This window comes from Haloterrigena salina JCM 13891 (genome assembly GCF_000337495.1).
GTDB lineage: Archaea > Halobacteriota > Halobacteria > Halobacteriales > Natrialbaceae > Haloterrigena > Haloterrigena salina.
In genome coordinates this window covers 63,177-80,770 of record NZ_AOIS01000057.1, presented here as the reverse complement: position 1 = coordinate 80,770, position 17,594 = coordinate 63,177, and the positions used below count along the sequence as shown (strand labels likewise).

12 protein-coding genes are annotated in these 17,594 nt (G+C 63.4%); 7 read left to right on the top strand and 5 right to left on the bottom strand.

Annotated features, from left to right (window positions below):
• Positions 1 to 21: 21 nt before the first annotated feature.
• Entirely contained in the window at positions 22 to 1,911 is a 1,890-nt protein-coding gene (locus C477_RS16745; RefSeq protein ID WP_049914622.1) for an ABC transporter ATP-binding protein, read from the bottom strand.
• Positions 1,912 to 2,183: 272 nt separating this feature from the next.
• Here C477_RS16745 and C477_RS16740 point away from each other — a divergent pair, with 272 nt between their 5' ends.
• Entirely contained in the window at positions 2,184 to 3,692 is a 1,509-nt protein-coding gene (locus C477_RS16740; RefSeq protein ID WP_008895714.1) for an alpha-N-arabinofuranosidase, read from the top strand.
• 110 nt (positions 3,693 to 3,802) lie between these two features.
• On the opposite strand, the gene C477_RS16735 is transcribed toward C477_RS16740, so the two are convergent.
• Entirely contained in the window at positions 3,803 to 4,267 is a 465-nt protein-coding gene (locus tag C477_RS16735) for a universal stress protein (RefSeq protein WP_008895713.1), read from the bottom strand.
• Between the two features lie 244 nt (positions 4,268 to 4,511).
• Positions 4,512 to 5,957 (bottom strand): MATE family efflux transporter, encoded by a 1,446-nt coding sequence (locus tag C477_RS16730; RefSeq protein ID WP_008895712.1) that lies wholly within the window; start codon positions 5,955 to 5,957, stop codon positions 4,512 to 4,514.
• A 1,040-nt stretch (positions 5,958 to 6,997) separates the two neighbouring features.
• Between C477_RS16730 and C477_RS16725 the strand changes: the two genes are divergently transcribed.
• The 6 genes from C477_RS16725 (at position 6,998) to C477_RS16700 (ending at position 13,100) form a co-directional block, all read left to right on the top strand.
• Positions 6,998 to 8,551: an ABC transporter substrate-binding protein gene (locus C477_RS16725; protein ID WP_239641895.1), complete on the top strand. Its 1,554-nt coding sequence runs from the start codon at positions 6,998 to 7,000 to the stop codon at positions 8,549 to 8,551.
• A gap of 82 nt (positions 8,552 to 8,633) precedes the next feature.
• Positions 8,634 to 9,647 (top strand): ABC transporter permease, encoded by a 1,014-nt coding sequence (locus C477_RS16720; RefSeq protein ID WP_049914620.1) that lies wholly within the window; start codon positions 8,634 to 8,636, stop codon positions 9,645 to 9,647.
• A 13-nt stretch (positions 9,648 to 9,660) separates the two neighbouring features.
• Positions 9,661 to 10,653, top strand: a complete 993-nt coding sequence (locus tag C477_RS16715; RefSeq protein ID WP_008895709.1) for an ABC transporter permease — start codon at positions 9,661 to 9,663, stop codon at positions 10,651 to 10,653.
• A gap of 2 nt (positions 10,654 to 10,655) precedes the next feature.
• The gene (locus C477_RS24840) at positions 10,656 to 11,708 is read left to right on the top strand and encodes an ABC transporter ATP-binding protein (protein WP_008895708.1); all 1,053 of its coding nucleotides are present in this window, start codon (positions 10,656 to 10,658) and stop codon (positions 11,706 to 11,708) included.
• Positions 11,701 to 12,825, top strand: a complete 1,125-nt coding sequence (locus C477_RS24835; RefSeq protein WP_008895707.1) for an ABC transporter ATP-binding protein — start codon at positions 11,701 to 11,703, stop codon at positions 12,823 to 12,825. Before C477_RS24840 ends, C477_RS24835 begins: the two co-directional genes overlap by 8 nt.
• 62 nt (positions 12,826 to 12,887) lie before the next feature.
• Positions 12,888 to 13,100: a hypothetical protein gene (locus C477_RS16700; RefSeq protein ID WP_008895706.1), complete on the top strand. Its 213-nt coding sequence runs from the start codon at positions 12,888 to 12,890 to the stop codon at positions 13,098 to 13,100.
• 23 nt (positions 13,101 to 13,123) lie between these two features.
• Here the strand turns inward: C477_RS16700 and C477_RS16695 are convergent, their stop codons facing one another.
• Together C477_RS16695 and C477_RS16690 are read right to left on the bottom strand one after the other, a co-directional pair.
• Positions 13,124 to 15,325, bottom strand: a complete 2,202-nt coding sequence (locus C477_RS16695; RefSeq protein WP_008895705.1) for an alpha-L-arabinofuranosidase C-terminal domain-containing protein — start codon at positions 15,323 to 15,325, stop codon at positions 13,124 to 13,126.
• A gap of 523 nt (positions 15,326 to 15,848) precedes the next feature.
• Complete coding sequence (locus C477_RS16690) at positions 15,849 to 17,549, bottom strand: thiamine pyrophosphate-binding protein (protein WP_008895704.1); 1,701 nt, start codon at positions 17,547 to 17,549, stop codon at positions 15,849 to 15,851.
• Positions 17,550 to 17,594 lie beyond the last annotated feature (45 nt).

Below are 17,594 nucleotides of genomic sequence, written 5' to 3'. Positions count from 1 at the left end.
TCGACCCGGCCTCGGCTCGCCTCAGTTGTTCTGCGTGATGCGCTCGACGAACGTTTCCGGGAGCTCGTTGATCTCGCCCGCCTGAACCTTCCAGAGGTTCGCGTAGAGCCCGTCCCGCTCGAGCAACGCGCCGTGGCTCCCTCGCTCGACGATCTCCCCGTCGTCGAGGACGAGGATGGTGTCGGCGTCGCGGACCGTCGACAGTCGGTGGGCGATGACGAACGTCGTCCTGTCGGCGGTGATCTCCTCGATCGATCGCTGGATGAGCATCTCCGTCTCGGTGTCGACGTCGCTGGTCGCCTCGTCCAGGACGAGGATCTCCGGATTCGAGAGGATGATACGCGCGAGTGCGATCCGCTGGCGCTGGCCGCCCGAGAGCTTGACGCCTTCCTCGCCGACCTGCGTGTCGTAGCCGTCCGGAAGCTCCTCGATGAAGGCGTGGGCCTGTGCGGACTCGGCGGCCGCGACGACCTCCTCGTCGGTCGCGTCGAAGGTTCCGTACGCGATGTTCTCCCTGACGGTGCCGCCGAAGAGGTAGTTGTTCTGACTGACGTAGCCGATCGTCTCCCGGAGACTCGCCAGCGTCACATCGCGGACGTCGTTACCGTCGATCCTGACCGCCCCTTCGTCGGTCTCGTACATCCGCATGAGGAGGCGGACGACAGTTGACTTACCCGCGCCGGTCGGCCCGACGAACGCGACCGTCTCACCCGGGTCGACATCGAACGAGATGTCCTCGAGGACGTACTCCTCGTCGGGGTCGTAGGCGAAGCTCACGTCGTCGTACTCGACGCGGCCGTCGACGTCGGTCAGCTCCGTCGCGTCCTCGCGGTCCTCGATGGCGACGGGCATGTCCATGAGACCGACGACGCGTTTGCCGGACGCGCGGGCGTTCTCGTACTGCTCGATGATGAGTGCGATCTGCTTGAGCGGACCGGTAAACCGCTGGCTCATAAAGAGGAAGGTGACGAGCGAGCCGACGGTGAGCGTCCCGCTGAACAGCGGCGGCGGCCCGATGACGACCCAGTAGCCGCCGATGATGAACGTCGCCGCGAACGACGCGTTCGTGATGAAGTTACTCCCCGGATGGTACAGCGTGTTGAGCTTGATCCGCTGCCAGTTCGTATCGAAGTAACGGTAGGAGACGTCCGTGACGCGGTCGGACTCGTAGGACTCCGTCGTCATCGTCTTGATGAGGTGGATCCCGCCGAGGTTGTTCTCGAGGCGGGTGTTCATGCCGCCGACGCTCGATCGAATCCGGTCGTAGACCGGCTCGACCCGGCGCATGAACCACAGCGTGAACGCGGTGAGCAAGGGGACCGCCCCCAGCGTCACGATCGCGAGCTGCCAGTTCAGGTAGACGAGTATCCCGGTGATTCCCAGGAGGACCGTCCCGATCCGGACCGCCCGGGTGAGCGCGTCGTCGAAGAACTGCTCGAAGTTGGAGATGTCGTTGTTCAGGATGCTCATGAGTTCGCCCTTCTCGTGACCGTCGAAGAAGCGGACGTCCAGCTGTTGCATCTTGTCGTAGGTGGACGTGCGAACGACGTGCATCAGGTGGTGGGAGAAGTAGTCAACCGAGAGCATCCGCACCGTCGCCAGCAGCGCCGTGAGTACGTAACACCCGAAGATAAGCGCAAACGAGAACCAGAGCTGTCCCTCCGTCGTCGACGGAACGATTCCGTCCGGCACGAGCGGAAGATCGTACCCCGTCGTCTGGTTGAACACGGCGTCGATGGCGACGCCGAGAACGAACGGCGGGACCAACGACGCGGTCCGCTCGAACAAGCCGGCGAGGAGTCCGATCGAGAACCAGTGACGCCGCTCCCGGCTAAAGCGGACGAAGAGACGGACCAACGGCCATTCGACTGCATCACGATACCCCTCCAATCGGTGTTCTCTGTTGGACACTGTCTCGGTGATTCTCGAACCCGATCCGTCAAATAGTTTGGTACTCCGTGACGAGTTCAATCGGCCGAAAGAGCGGATCGTTTGGCGCTTCGTCGCAGCGACTCTCGTTCGTCCCTCGGCGTACCGGGCGATAACGCGGTCGCGACCGGCCGCCGAATACCGCAATTGCAGTCTTCAACCGCCGGTCGGTATCCCCGCACTGCGGGTTTTGCCGGGTTTAGCGTGACATAAACCGGGGAACTTATAACACTTTAACGGAAAGGGAAGTGTGGATGGCTAACGCACGGATCACAGTTCATACTGCAGCGGATATCGACCGCATCGAACCCGAGGTCCACGGTCACTTCTCCGAACACCTCGGACGATGTGTTTACGAGGGTCTCTGGACCAGCGACAGCGCCGACGAGGACGGGTACCGGGAGGACGTCGTCGAACTCCTCGCCGACCTCGAGATTCCAGTTCTTCGCTGGCCCGGCGGCTGTTTCGCCGACGACTACCACTGGGAAGACGGCGTCGGTCCCCAGGAGGAGCGACCGCGTCGCCGGAACCTCTTCTGGGCGCAGGGCCCCGAGGACCTCCCCGAGGAGTCAAACGCCTTCGGAACCGACGAGTTCCTGGAACTCTGCGAGCGAATCGACACGGAGCCGTACCTCGCGGCCAACGTCGGTTCGGGAACCCCGCAGGAGGCCGCCAACTGGGTCGAGTACTGCAACTACGACGGCGACACCGAACTCGCCGACCGGCGACGCGAGAACGGTCACGAGGAGCCCTACGGCGTCAAGTACTGGGGTCTCGGCAACGAGAACTGGGGCTGTGGCGGCCAGATGTCGCCCGAGCAGTACGCCCGCGAGTACCGCCGGTACGCCACCTACGTCGGTACCCAGTCGAACCTGATGTTCGACCACGACATCGAACTCATCGCTTGTGGCTACGAGGGCCACGAGTGGAACCGACGCTTCCTCGAGGAGATCAACCAGTCCCGATGGGGCGTGGAGTTCCCGCTCGACCACATCACGCTGCACCACTACTACGGCCGCGGGATGAACGTCGACGAGGCCGACGAGGACCAGTACGACCGCATGCTCGTCGAGGCCCTCGAGATGGAACGGCACATCGAGCGGATGGCCGGCGCGATCAACGCCGTCGCGACGACCCGCGACATCGGCGTCATCATCGACGAGTGGGGGACCTGGCATCCCGAGGCGACGGCCGACAACGGGCTCGAGCAGCCGGGGACCGTCCTCGACGCGCTCTCCGCAGCGGCCGTTCTGGACGTCTTCAACCACCACAGCGACGTCCTGACGATGACGAACATCGCACAGACGGTCAACGTCCTGCAGTGTCTCATCGAGACCGACGAGGACGAGGCCTGGGCGCGTCCCACCTACCGCGTCTTCGACCTGTACGCGCCGCACAAGGGGAGCGAGGCCGTGCAGACGTCGGTCGACACGCCGGCGCGCGAACTCGCCGACGACGACGAGGAGCGCGAACTGCCGCTCGTCGGCGCGTCCGCGTCGGTCGACGACGACGAAACCTACGTGACCGTCACGAACCTCGACTGCCGCGAGGAGAAGACGATCGAGGTCACCCTCGAGGGCGTGGACCTCGACTCGGCGACCGTCGAGGCCGAGTTGCTGTTCGCGGACCACGACGCCGACGCCGAGGTCGACGCCGACAACGCCGAGGAGTTCACCGCCGAGGAACTCGACGTGTCGGTCGACAGCGGCGCGCTGATCGCCGAGCTGCCGGCGTCGACGGTCGCTGGAATCTCGATCCAGTAACCCGACGCTCCGCGCTCGAGGTTTCGAACGATTCGAACGATTTCGAAGGGACTCGAGGAGTTCTGAACGGTAGTATCTCTTTTCGACGAAAAAGCGGAATCTGCAGGAGATCAGTTCATCTTGATCGTCACGGTGCCGTCGAAGTTGAGCAGGATGCGCTGGGCGAAGTCGCCGAACAGCGCTTTCCCGGTCGGCGACCGGCGCCGGCCGACGACGAAGAGGTGGTCGCTGCCGAGGTCCTCCGCGGTGGCGATGACTTCGTCGGCGCGCTCGCTCTCCTCGACGACGATGCCGTCGGTGGCGTACTCGAGCGACTCGTCGAACGAGTCGAACACCTCCTCGGCGATCTGTTGGGCGAACTGCTCCGCAGTGGAACTCGAGTCCGGCTCGCTGTACGACGTCCCCTCCATCTGCTCGATCACTTCCAGGTTGTCCGCCGTCTCGTTGACCTGATCCGGCGTGATCCACGCGAGCACGGTCAACTTCGCGCCCGTGTCGTGAGCGAGCTGGCCGGCTTCCGCGAGCAGTTCTCGGTGGGCGTCCGTATCGTCGATGACGACGAGTGCGTGATCCATGCCCCCGTCTTGAGTAGTCATCAAAATAAGTGTACTGCCCGTGTCTTTCGTTATCTGTTGACAGTGTGTCCGACCGTGCTGTCTATCCGGCTCAAAACCGCAGTCGGGAGCGATCGAGAACCTATTTCGAATCCCCGCCGGCGTGTAGACCCGTTCGGTCCCGCTATCGACACCCGTACGCTCCTCGAAGAGAACGGGTGACTCTCGATTGCGATGGCGCGAAACGAACGACCGCCGTCGCGTCTCAGTCGTCGCCGGCCGCGACATCGGGCCGATACGCTTCGCTGATGGATTTCCACTTATCGGTCCGGAACCGCCAGTAGTTGATCGCGGCGGGAATCGTCGTCTCCGCGGTGAACGCGAGGTACAGTCCCCAGTATCCGAGCGCGGTCGTCGCGCCGAGGTACGCGAGCGGAATCGAACCGAGGAACATCCCCAGGAATTGGCTGGCAAACGGGATCCGCGTGTCGCCGCTCGCATCGAGGGGCCCGGCAGCGGCGCCGGAGACGCCCTGGAAGACGACCGCGGCACAGGCGGCGTAGATGAGGTCGACTGCGATCGGTATCTCCGGACTCGTCGAGTCGCTTGCGAACAGCACGACGATCTGCTCGGCGAACAGCGCGATGAGGATCGCGGAGAGGGCGTACGTCGCCACCGCGAAGCGGATGATGTCGCGTCCGTACGCTTCGGCAGTCGCCTCGTCGTTGCGTCCGAGGGCCTGCCCTACCAAGCTGGAGGACGCGAGTCCGAACCCCCAGCCGGGCGCGTTCATGATGCCCCAGATGCGGCGAGCGATGACGAACGCGGCGACGGTGTTCTCCCCGAAGATATCGAGGATGGAGAGCATCGGGAACTCGGCGACGGTCCAGACGAGGTTCCGGGCGCCGATCGGGAGTCCGATCCGGATCAGATCGCGGATCGTCCCGGGGTCGAGATACGTTCCCAGCGGATCCACCTGGACGGGAAACTCGCCGATCCCGGGGAAGCGACCGCGGCTGATCCCGATCGCGAACGTCGCCGTCACGACGACGTTCGAGAGGACCGTCCCGAGCGCCGCGCCAGCGACGCCCCAGCCGAATCCGAAGATGAACACGGCGTTCAGGCCGATGTTGGCGAGGGCCCCGCCGGCCCGAACCTGCATCGCGATGTAGGAGTTGTCGGCGCCGACGAGCGTCCGGCTTCCGACGAGGTTTAGTCCCGCGAAGGGGATGCCGAACCCGACGACTTGCAGGTACGTCGCTCCGTACTCGATCGCCCGCTCGTTGCTGCTCAGCACCGAGATGAGTTCGTGCGGAACGAACCAGAACGCGACCGTGACCGGGACGCTCAACACGACGATGAGCAGCGTGCTCGAGCGGACGGCGAGTCCCAGTTCCTCGGTGGCGTCCGCCCCGTACCGCTGGGAGACGAGCGCGATAGCGCCGCCGGCGACGCCGCCCCCGATCGCGAAGGCGAGTCCCCAGAACGGTCCGGCGAAGCCGACGCCGGCGACGGCGGCGGTGCCGACCGCCACGCCGACCATCGCCACGTCGACGGCGTTTTTCGACATCCGAGCGATCCCGGTAACGATCCGCGGCCACGCGAGGATGGTCGTCTGGACGGCGCGGTCGCGGTCGATGAGACCGGCCCGCGCGAGCGCGAGACCGATGTAGAGGATCACCAGACGGAGCGGATTCGGAAACCGAGTCACGGGCGTTATCGACCTATAAGCGAATGCGGTCAAAGGTGTTTTGTTCTGCGATGTACCGGAGACGGAGAAGCGATCGATACGATCGCCCGATCTAGCCGGTTTGCTCATCGCCGCGGCGGATCGGCATACTCGACAGTAGCGAACTAGCGGTCGGTGGTCCCGGAACACGCCTGCGCCTCGAGCGGTCCCCGGATGAGACTTCCGTTAGATAGACTTCGCCGGGGAGTCGTTCGAACCCGAAACTGACGCGGGTGATCGTCGGTCGCTCTCGATTGATCGCCGTTCTAGCTGAGAAGAGAATGCGAGTGTTCGTACACAGAACGAGTCTCCTGTTCTCGACGGGGACCGTCGAGTGAGGCCGGGCGGTATCGTTTGTCACAACGTCTCTTGAGAGAGTTGTCGAAGGCGACGGGACGAAGCGGACGTTGCCGCTCGAGACGGCTACACCGATACCACGTCGGTCCCGTCAGGACGAGGGATCGGCCGGACTAGCGATACGGTGAATTCCACTCTGGTTCTATACTACTTCTATGTAGATATACAGAACAATAAACAGATAGAGTGAGAGGGGATTTCTATTAGTGCCATCTGTTCGAGACCCCTAATTAGCGCGTAGAAGCGGTAGGGATTCGGTGTAGGGGCTAAAACCGGCAGCGGGACTGCGTCGTTTTGCTATCCGTCCGCAACACGCGGAAAATTAGTTTTTCGTGTTTTATCACACAATAGGAAACGATCGATTTCCAACGGCGGTTGAAATACCAATTCGTCAATGGTACAACGTCTCCATAATGTTTTTTATCCCGTAATATGAATGAGTTCCTATGCCATCACATGGCAAGGGAAAATTGGGTAAGTCGAACCGGCAATCGATCTCGCGCAGACATCTCCTTCGCGGCGCAGCAATGGGAGGCGCGATGGCGATGGCCGGTTGTCTCGGGGGTGTCGAAGGAGATGGTGAAACGTTCGTCGAACCGATAACGGTGGATCCGACGAACTATCAGTTCAACCATCTCAATCTGCAGCATCCGTTCTCGCATGCGATGCAGAGCGACCAGCTGCAACGGTACTTCATCAACGACGGAACGTTCGAGTCGTACGCAGTGAACATCGAGGAGTTCGAGGGTGATACCGCAGTTCTGAAGGTTCGAGACGATCTCACGTGGCACAACGGCGATCCAGGCGACCCGGTCAACGCCGACGACCTCTACACGAAACTCGTCACCGACGCGATCATCGGGGACACGATGTCGACGCTCTGGACGGACATCCAGCGGGACGGCGACAAGTCCGTCGAACTCACCCTCGACGGAACGATCAACAAGAACCTGTTCCGAGACGGCCTGAACTACTACTGGCTCGAGACGCCGTTCCGACTGTACAAGGACTACGTCGAGCGGTGGGAGGACGCGACGACCGACGACGAGATCGCCGACATTCGGAACGATCTCCGTAACGACTCGTTCGACGAGGAGAAGGTGAAGGGGAACGGTCCCTTCCAGTTCGAGGAACGGGACAACCGTCACCTCAAGATGAGCCTGTACGAACACCACCCCGACGCGGACAACATCAATTGGAAGAACTGGGAGCTCCGCAAGGTTTCGACCGACACCGCGAGCGTGCTTCTCGGCGGCGAGGTCGACGGGATTCGGAACTACTCCGCACCGGAAACGGTCTTCGAACAGGCGCCCGACGACCTCCTGAACGCGCAGTTGCCCGCGCTGTGGGGACACTCGCTGCCCTTCAACCACGAGGACGACGACTTCAGTAACATCCGGGTTCGACAGGCCGTCAGCGAGTTCATCGACAGGCAGGCCTGTGCGGACAACTACGGTCGGCTCGGACAGCCGGTCGAGGCGCCGAGCGGCCTCGTCGGGAACATCGACGGCCAGAACGAACCGAGCAACCGGTGGGAGAACAAAGTTTCCGATGAGATGGCCGAACAGCTCTACCGGTACGACGATCCGGAGCGCGGTCGGGAACTGCTCCGCGGGGAAGGGTACCAGAAGGACGACGACACTTGGTACCGTCCCAACGGCGATCCGTTCGAGATGACGATCAAGGTCCCCGCGGGACTCACCGACTGGCATCCGGTCTACCAGACGATCGTCGATAACCTCGAGAACGAGGGTATCGGCGCCGAACTGCAGCGGATCGAGGAATCGACGTACTGGGCCGACCACTACACAGCAGGCAACTACAAGGTGGCGTCGACGGGGTGGACGCTCCAGCGATCCAGTCCGTACTACGTCTTCGACATGTACTACAACATCGACACGGAGTTCATGAACCTCGATCCCGAGAACCTCGAGGCCCCACCGATGGGCGAACCCGACGGCGAACTCCAGTCGGTCGACCCGCGCGGACTGATGGAGGAGTTACTTGTCGCACAAGACGAGGAGGAAGCGACCGCAATCACCGACGAACTCGCGTGGATCACGAACCAGACGGTTCCCATGCTCCAGCTCAACGAGATCAATGACCCGGTCTGGTTCTACACGGACGACTGGGAGGTTCCGGACCCGGACTCTGAGAAGTACCAGTCGAAGTGGCCTCTCTGGTGGTTCCCGCGGAACGGTGATATGCAGGCCAAGTAACTGATCAGTCACCGGTTTTAACCAGTTGGTCAGCTAAAACGGAATTATTATAAGGTAACACTCGCCACATATACGTAAATTAATGTACATACTCAAGCGGCTTGGACAAGCATTCGTTACGTTCGTCGCGGTAATCACGGTGACGTTTGGACTAATACGGGCAATGCCGGGCGGACCGGCGGACTACATCAGAGCACGCGTCATGCGGAATCGAGGCTCGGAGGGCGTGAGTATGTCCGAAATCAACTCGCTGACCGAGGCGTACACGAACTTCGATCCCTCGACTCCGGTGTACGTTCAGTACTTCGATTACGTTACGAACATCCTCCAGGGGAATCTGGGGCAATCAGTGTCGTTCGCCGGCCAGAGCGTCAACTCGCTCATCATCAAGGCCGCCCCGTGGACGATCTTCCTGCTCACGATAGCGATCCTGCTCACGTTCGCGGTCGGTATCGTGCTCGGCGCGGTCATGGCGTACCGAGAGGGCAGTCGGTTCGATACCGGGTCGACGGTCCTCTCGATGTTCGTCAACTCTGTCCCCTACTACGTCGCGGCGCTGCTTCTGGTGTACGTCTTCTCCATCCAGCTGAGTATCTTCCCGCAGTCGGGGAACTACGCCGTCGGGTTAGAGCCGGGGCTGACACCCATCTTTATCGCCGACGTATTCTACCACGCGGCGCTTCCGGTCGCGTCCCTCGTCCTCACTGGATTCGGCGGGGTCGCGATCACGATGCGAGGAAACTCGATCCAAGAGATCGGGGAGGACTACATCCGGGTGGCACACCTCCGTGGCGTCCCCGGACGCCGAATCGCGGTCCGGTACGTCGGTCGGAACGCGCTGCTACCGATGTACACCAACCTGATGATCTCCGTCGGATTCATGTTCGGTGGATCGGTCATCCTGGAACAGATCTTCGCCTACCCCGGTCTCGGAAACTACCTCCTGCAGGGGATCCACGCCCGCGATTACCCGCTCATGATGGGGATCTTCATCGTCATCACCGCCGCCGTTCTGATCTGTATCCTGATCGCGGATCTCACCTACGGGCTGATCGATCCGCGAGTCAGCGCGGGAGAAGGCAAGGAGGCCTACTGAGAGGTGACATTCGATGGCTGAAACCAATTCAACGTTCGACGCGACCGACGACCGCGACAGCACGAGTGACGGATCAGCGGCGACCCGTTCGGAACTATACAAGGAATGGCTCGACGTAGCCGTCCTCGCCCCGCTACGGATCGCCTGGAACGACTGGCGAACGAAGACCGGCTCGCTCATCATCCTGTTTTACGTGCTGATGGGGACGGTCGGTCCCTACCTCGTTCCCGCACCGACGCAGGGACAGGGACCGCAACTGGCGGGTCCCTTCCAGAGCATGTCGTATCCGCTCGGAACGAACAAAATTGGTGCGAGTCTCCTCTCGGAGATCGTCTACTCGACACCGCCGGTGCTGAAGATGATTCTGGCCGGCGCGGTGTTCTCGACGGTCGTGGCGACGATCGTCGGAACCGTCTCGGGCTACAAAGGAGGGATCATCGATAGCGTGCTCACCACCCTCTCGGACATCGCCATGACCATTCCCGGCTTGCCCCTGATCATCCTCCTGATCGCCGTCTTCGAACCGGAGAGTCCGTATCTGATCGGCATCTTCCTCGTGATCAACTCGTGGGCCGGACTCGCGCGGTCGATCCGGTCGCAGGTGCTCTCGATCAGGGACCACTCCTACGTCGAGGTCTCCCGAATCATGGGTGCGTCCACGCCGAAAATCATCGTGGACGACGTCCTGCCGAACATCATGCCCTACGTGCTGATCAACTTCGTCAACTCCGCGCGCGGGGTCATCTTCGGTTCAGTCGCGCTGTTCTACCTCGGGTTCCTCAGCGGCTTCTCGAATAACTGGGGGATCACGCTCAACGAGGCCTTTACCAACGCGGCGATCTACTCGCTAGATGGCATTTACTGGCTAGTCTTCCCGATGATAGCGATCGTCGGCCTCTCGTTCGGGTTGGTGCTGTTCGCACAGGGAACCGAGAAACTGTTCAATCCGCGTATCCGGGCGCGCCACGCGGAGGCGGTCGATGACACTGCGCCCTACGAGGAATAACAATGCAGCGAAAACGCACGAAAACCGTCGACGATCCGATCTTCGAGGTGCGAGACACAACTGTCTCGTTCGACATGGAACGGGGGGAATCGAAAGTACTGAACGAAGTGAATATCGACGTCGACCGGGGTGAAGTCCTCGGCGTCGTCGGGGAAAGCGGGAGCGGGAAATCGATGTTCGCCTCCGCGCTGCTCGACGCCGTCGTCGATCCCGGTGTCCTCACCGGCGACATCACCTTCCACCCCGAATCGGGGGAGGCCATCGATCTCCTCAACCTCTCTCAGGAGCAGGTCAAGCAGGTTCGGTGGGAGGAGATCTCGATGGTATTCCAGGGCGCGATGAGTTCGTTCAACCCGACGATGTCGATCGGAGACCACTTCCGGGAAACCCTGGCCGTCCACGACTACGACGTCGAAGAGGGGATGGAACGCGCCGAAGAACTCCTCGCGGATCTCTACCTCGAGTCCGAACAGGTGTTAGACTCCTACCCGCACGAACTGTCGGGCGGAATGAGCCAGCGCGCGCTCATCGCGCTCTCACTGGTGCTCGAGCCGGAGGTGCTGGTGATGGACGAGCCGACGGCCGCGCTGGACCTGCTGATGCAGCGCAGCATCATCCGGCTGATCAGACAGATCGCAGACGAGCGCGACCTGACGATCGTCTTCATCACCCACGACCTGCCGCTGGTCGCGAACCTCGCCGACCGGATCGCAGTCCTCTATGCCTTCGAATTCGTCGAAGTCGGCCCCGCATACGAGGTGCTAACGGAAGCGAAACACCCCTACACGCGAGCGTTGCTCAACTCGACGCCGAACCTGGAGACGCCCCGCGAGCAGATGCGACCGATCGAGGGCGCGGCGCCGGATCCGGTGTCGGTACCGAACGGGTGTTCGTACCATCCGCGCTGTCCGCTGGCCGACGCGACTTGCGAGCGCGACGATCCGCCCCTCGAGTCGGACACTCCGGAGGACGGGCACGTCGCGGCGTGTCATTACGTCGAGAAGGTCCCCGAGACGGTTCCGCTGACCCTTCAGGAGGTGAAGGTCAATGAGTGAGGATCACGTCGTCTCGCTACAGGACGTGGAAGTACACTTCGAATCCGAGCAATCGCTCCTCTCCCAGCTCAGGGGCGAGACCGAGATCGTCAAAGCCGTCGACGGCATCTCGCTGGACATTCCCGAGAACGACGTCGTCGCGCTGGTCGGCGAAAGCGGTTGCGGGAAGTCGACCCTCGGAAAGACCGCCATCGGCGTCCAGCGGCCGACCAGCGGCTCGGTGACCTACAGAGGGCAGGATATCTGGAAGGCCAAGGACAAGGACGGAAACGTCGAGATTCCGCACGACGAGATCCGTCAGTCCCTCCAGATCATCCCGCAGGATCCAGGCGCGTCCCTCAATCCGAACAAGACGGTGCAACACTCCCTCGCGGCCCCGCTCAAACTTCGGCATCCGGAGATGGACTCGTTCGAACGGCGGGAGCGAATCAACGAAATGATCTCGCGGGTCGGCATGTCCCCGCCGGAAGACTACGCCAAGCGGTTCCCACACCAGCTTTCGGGCGGCGAGAAGCAACGCGTCGCGCTGATCCGCGCGCTGTTGATGAACCCCGACCTCATCCTCGCCGACGAGGCGGTGAGCGCGCTGGACGTCTCCCTCCGGATCGACATGATGGACCTCATGCTCGAGTTACAGGAGGAGTTCAACACGTCCTTCCTGTTCATCAGCCACAACCTCTCGAACGCCAGCTACGTCGCCGGGAAATCCGACGGCCGTATCGGTATCATGTACCTCGGCGAACTCGTCGAACTCGGCCCCATCGACGAGGTGCTGGAGAACCCGAAACACCCCTACACCAAGGCGCTGGTGTGGGCGACGCCGAACCTCGACCCGGACATCGACGACGAGACCGAATCGCCCCTCCGGAAGATCGACGTTCCGGACCCCCGAAACCCGCCGTCGGGCTGTCGGTTCCACACGCGGTGTCCCAAGGCGCGTGAGGCCTGCAAAGGGAACACACCCGAAGCGGTGGCGGTCGACGGCGACGAGGACCACACGGTAACCTGCTTCCGTGAGATCGACGACCACGAGTACTGGGACAGCCCGAAACTCGAGGACGAGCCGTCCGGAACTGAGTCCGAACCGACCGCACTCGAGGACGAGCCGGTTCAGTAGCGGGCCGCTCATTCTCCCCCGTTCCAGTACTTCTATTACGGCGTCGCCGAAATAGGGAGCCAATGGATACGAGCGAAGCCGTCTTCCGGGCGCTCCTCTCGATCACCCTGACGCTTGCGGTCATTCTGCTCGCGTTGTTCCCGTTTCAGGAGCCCGGATCGGAGGGTCGCGTGATATCGATCATGGCGCTGAGCGTACAGGGAGTCATGATCCTCATCGCCGGGGCAGGGCTCTACTTCGGCTGGAAGCCGTTCGGGTTTCTCGACGAAACCTAGTTCGTGGCGACGCCGACGTGCCGTCAGTCCTGATCGCGGTCGCGGTCTCCGGTCAGCCGAACCACCGAGTACGCCGGGAGCGATACCGTGACGGTCCCGTCCTCGACCGCCGCTCTGTCGGTGGTCGGCGCGATTTTCTCGGGCTCCTCGAGCGTGTTCGTGTCGTACATCGTCTCCGCCGAGAGTCGATCGACCGTCACCTCGTCGAGCGATTCCAGCGGGCCGCCCGAGACGGTAACCTCGATGGCGTCTGCCCCCGCATCACAGTGGACGAGCACGACCGCGAGATCGTGCTCGTCGGCGTCGGTCACCGCCATCGCGTCGATCGCGGGTTCGTCGGTCACGGGCTCGAGTTCGCCGAACCACCGGCTCGTCTCCGTCCCCCACGCGGTTTCGGTCAAGAAGGTGTGAGACGTGACGTCGACGCCGATCGGAGTGCCGCCGACGAGTCCGGACTCGAGTTGCTGGCCGTAGTAGCAGGGATCGGCCCACACTCGCCCCTGGGACTTCCGGAGGCCGCCGCCGTGGTTCCCGACGCCGGAGTGAGTCACCATGTCGACGGTTCCGCTCCGGATGCACTCGTGGATGATCGTGGCGTCGAAGACGGCCTCGGTGACGCTCTTGTTCGTCGGGAGCGTCTCTCGACTCAACCGCTGGTCCGCGCTCTCCCCGCTCGCCGTCGCACCTTCGTCCGCCTCGTCGTCCTCGCGCTCGTCGAAGCGGGTGAACAGCTGCAGTTCCGTGATCGCCTGTCGGACGTCCTCGAGTCCGGCGTCCCGGCAGGCGGCGGCGACCGCCTCGTACTCCTCGCGGAGTTGGCTCGCGAAGCCCGAGTGCGCGTTGAACAGTTCGACCGGGTCGGTCTCCGGATCGGCGTGGCACTCGAGGAGGACGTGGTCGGTGAGCCAGTCGGTCGGCTCGAGTTCCTCGTAGAGCGGCTCGTTCCAGTCGGTGTGGCGGTTCCCACAGGCCATCACCTCGATCGAGTCGTCGACGGCCTCCATCGCCGCCTTGAATCGGCGAAAGCGATCGGCGTTGCCCGTCGGCGTCGTCCAGCCGATCTGCCACGAGCCGTAGAGTTCGTTGCCGATCTCCCAGTAGGTCACGTCGTACGGTTCGGGATGGCCGTGTTCGGCCCGCAGCGCGCCCATCTCGGTGTCGGTCGAACCGTTGCAGTACTCCACCCACCGAGCCGCCTCCTCGGGCGTTCCGCTGCCGGCGTTGACGCAGATCATCGGCTCGCAGCCGACCGCCGCACAGAGCGCGACGAACTCGTCGGTGCCGAAGAGGTTCGTCTCGAGGGCGTCCCACGCCGGATTCGGCTCGGTCGGCCGCTCCTCGATCGGGCCGACGCCGTCCCGCCAGTGGTAGCCCGAGACGAAGTTGCCGCCGGGCCACCGGAGCACGGAGAGGTTCAGGTCGGCGAGCAGGTCGACGATTTCGGGGTCGGCCGTGGCGACGTGATCGTCGGGGTAACAGCAGACCCGGTCGACGACGACGTTCGCCGCCGTCCGCGTTGTCACGCTGAATCCGAACAGTCGCTCCGACTCCTCGAGCTCGCCCTGCGGCAGCTCCAGCGAGAAGTCAACGGTTCGGTCGTCGGTTCGAGTGGGCACGCTGGTTTCCGCGAGGACAGACCCGAGCGTTCCGTCGTCGGGATCGACGTCGTGGACCGCGAGCCGGACCGGCGTCTCCGCGGCGGCGCGAAGCGTTACCTGCCCCTCGAAGGCGTTCGTGCGGTGGATCGGCAGGTGACACCACTGGGCGAGTCCGGCGTAGTCGTCCGTCGATCCGATCTCGAACCGCTGTGCGCGGTCGTCGGCCGTTCCGACGTCGGGGCTCGTCCGGACCGCGTCCGGATTCCCGTACGGAAACCACCACAGCGCCGTCCCGTCGCGATAGGCCGTTCGGAGCCGTTCCGCGTCCGGAATCCCGTGCGTCTCGGCGTACGTGTCGATCCGATCGTCGATCTCGTCGGGATCGAAGGCGGCGCTGTTGCCGCCGTCCGGACCGTACTGCTGGCTCCCGAACTTCCAGGAGCCGAACGTGGGATTGTACAGGGTCTGTGCCTCGAGGACGTTCGTCACGTTCCGGGGCGTGTAGAGGTGTTCGCCGAACTTCGAGTAGAGTTCGGGGTTCACCGTCTCCCCCTGCCGCGAGGGGTCGAGACGAACGGCCGCCCGCGATTCGCAGTCGTCGCTGGTGTGCGTAAAGAGAGCCGTCATGCTCGTCGGTATGATATCGGACCGTACGTGTGATAAACGTGGGGTTGGCTGCCGGGGGACGTGCGGTATCGACGGACCTATTTCGCGGCGCATCATCGTTCCGAGCCCTCCCACCCGTGATCGCGATTCAATCAACCGCGCGTAGGCGCCGCGTTCGGGACCGAGTACGCGACGGAGCGACAGCGATGGCCCCCAGTCCCGCGAAAGTGTTCTGTAATACTAAATTAGATTCTGTTTCCGAGAGTGAATCTACGGAACCGAAGTTAGAGATATATAACTGTATCCAGACAGTACATATACATAACATTAGTTAGGGCAGATAGTACGGGAATGTTCCAATTATAGTAGCATATATCGTGAGGATCCATTATACACTATTCAACTACGTATAGAGAATTTGGTTTAGTTGTACGGAACAATATAGCTGCACGGCTCGAGGAAACCGTCAGTCGAGAACGGCGGAGTCGCTCGATCGAACGGAACGGCGAACCACGCGAGCGCGGTCGGGTTCCGCGCGAGTCGTTCAGAACTCCAGTTCGGAGTCGTAGTCGGCGAACGCCGCGGCCGTCGGCTCGTCCGGATCGACGCGCACGTCGATCAGTTCCGGTCCGTCAGCCCGCGCGAGCGCGGCGTCGACGGCGTCCTCGAGCCCCGAGAGCGTCCGCACCGTCTGGCCCCGACAGCCGAATCCCTCGGCGATCGCGGCGAAATCGGGCGAAGACCACTCGAATCGGTGACCCTCGGCGTACTGGTCGATGGCGGGCGACTTGCTGATGATCCCGTAGTCCTCGTTGTTGAAGAGGATCGTGAGCACGTCCAGATCGTACGCCGCGGCCGTGTGCAGTTCCTGCAGGCACATCATGGCCCCGCCGTCGCCCGTCAGCGCGACGACCGGCCGTTCCGGTCTGGCGAGTTTCGCGCCGATGGCGGCCGGGATCCCGACGCCCATCCCCGCCCAGGAGCCGGACGTGACGTAGGTCTCCGGCTCGTTCGTCGCGAAGGTCTGCTTGGCCCAGAGCCGGAAGCCGCCGATATCCGTCGTCACGACGGTCTCGCGGGGCAACGCCTCGCGGAGGGTCCGAAGCGCACCCGCCGTCGCGATCGGCGCGTCGTCCTCGAGCAGGCCGCGGTCCTCGAGCCGGTCATCGTACTCCGCGCGGACGCGTCGGCCGACGGCCGCCCCGTCCCAGGCGCCGTCGGGTCGCTCTCGGGATCCCAAGCCGTCTCGAAGCCGATCGACCGCGCCGCCGACGTCGTCGACGATCGCCACGTCCGATTCGTAGGCGACGTCGATCCGGCTCGAGTCGAGGGTGACGTGGACGAGCGTCTCGCCCATGGGTAGCGACCAGTCGGCGGTCACCACGCCGTCGAACCGGGCGCCGAGCGCGAGCACGACGTCGGCGGCCTCGAGCGCACGTATCGCTCCCGCCGGGAGGTGACTGCTCGTCACGCCGAGCCAGCGCGGATCGTCTTCCGGGAAGACGCCCTTGCCCTTGTAGGAGGCGACGACGGCGGCGTCGAGCGTTTCGACGAGGGTGCGGATCGATTCCGGATCGCCCGTTCGGCGAGCGCCGACGCCGAGGTAGACGATCGGTCGCTCGGCGTCGGCGAGCAGTCGCCGCGCGGTCTCGTACTCCGCGTCGCCGTCGAACCGGCTCGTCGGCGGATCGATCGTCACCGGCGGCGAGCGGAACTCGGCGTCGAGGAGCGGCTTCGGGACGCCGAGTCGGACCGGACCGCTCGGCGGCGCCAGCGCGGTCTCGATCCCCGAACGGACCGCGCGGTGGAACTCGGTCGGACGCTCGATGGCGTAGTTCTCCTTGACGACGTTGTCGAACGTGTCGGGTTCGATCTCGTGGATCGGTCCCTTCCCGCGGTCCGCGGGATCGGCGTCCGCGGCGATGTGGATCAGCGGAACGCGGTCGTCGAGCGCGTTCTTCAGCCCGTGCATCGCGTTCGTATCGCCGGGGCCGGGGACGGTCAGCGTCGCGGCGACGTCGCCGCCGGCCTCGTAGTGCCCCCACGCGACGTGGGGGATCGCGGTCTCGTGGCGGGCCATCACGTACCGGATGTCGTCGCGCCGGTCGACGGTTCGATCCAGCGGCAGCGTCTGCGTTCCGGGGAGTCCGACGAGGAGGTCGATCCCGGCGTCGACCAGCGCGTCGTAGAGCTGTTCGCTACCGGCCGCGGTCGGCGGGCCGCCCTCGGGGTCTGTCGGCGTCATTGCGTGCGACTACGGCGGTGCAGCGGCATAAATGCCGTCGGTCGT